The organism is Cupriavidus sp. 01L415 (genome assembly GCF_056400065.1).
Genome location: NZ_JBFTSP010000086.1, coordinates 1 through 1020, shown reverse-complemented (window position 1 = coordinate 1020; position 1020 = coordinate 1). Strand labels below are relative to the sequence as shown.

Below are 1020 nucleotides of genomic sequence, written 5' to 3'. Positions count from 1 at the left end.
GCGGGGATAGTCTTATGAATATCTACCAGTTGCGGTTGGTCTCAACGGTCGACCCTCGATGGCTAGCCGCCGAACATAGGGGGCGCGTAGTTGTCGAAAACAATCAGGTAACGCTGGATGGGGAGCGGCTGGAGATAGTCAGCTTGCAGTGGTCAAGCCGAACGGAGGCAGTCACACTTGCCTCTGGTACTTTGCTCGAAGTTTGGCGGCATTCCAATGGGGTGTTTGTCGGTGCTAGGACAGAGGATGTCGACGATGCTCGAGCAGCGAAGACAGAGAGGGAAGAGGCAGCCCGAGTCGCGCTTCGTGAGAGTGTGGAGCGTCTTCGTACTCAAGCGCTTACATTCAATGCGAGTTTGGCCATTCCAGTTCGGTGGGTGCCTGGTATCGTTGCGGATGACTCGAGAAATGGCTCGCAAGTGCCTACCCAGGACGAGCCGGACCGCGATGTTCACGTCCTGTTAAAGCAGGCCATTCGTGATGGGCGGCTGATACGTGTGGCGGGCGATACGCTGTGCAAGCGCTTGGGCCAAACCGGGGGTGAGCACCGGTCCGCACGAGGGCTGGACGTGCACACCCGGGTATCTTGCCCTACGTGTTTGACTGCGGCGAAGCGGTGGCGGAGCGACTAGTAGAAACTTCCCACTTCAGACGCCCAGCGAGAAACTAGTCCACACGTGGTCACCTCTGTTGCCGGACTTCCGTGCTCAATCGTCGATATTTTGCGTACATGATGGGCCCGCCGAAAGACCGGGGGTCATCAAGTGCGCACGAGGTTGCTGCGTGGTCTGTTTGGCACGAGCTGGGAATGACTGCTCACAACGAGAGAATGTCCGTGCTCATTGGCGGCCTCTCGACCGCGGGCGGAAACACGCGCCAGCACCCGTCATCGTGCCGAAAGAAAAATAACGCGCGCAAACCGGCCGGTTGCGCGGTCTCGACGCATACGTAGCGTCGTCGGCCCGAAAGGGTGCGGCTGAATTCCACTACGTGGACCGACGTCATGGGGCCAGGTGCGAG

At 59.3% G+C, this 1020-nt stretch carries 1 protein-coding gene; it reads right to left on the bottom strand.

Translation table 11 applies throughout. The annotated features are described in order from the left end of the window. Positions 1-816: 816 nt before the first annotated feature. Positions 817-1020, bottom strand: a 204-nt coding sequence (locus AC1DOX_RS31010; protein WP_477101671.1) for a hypothetical protein, incomplete at its 5' end; no start/stop codon positions are given.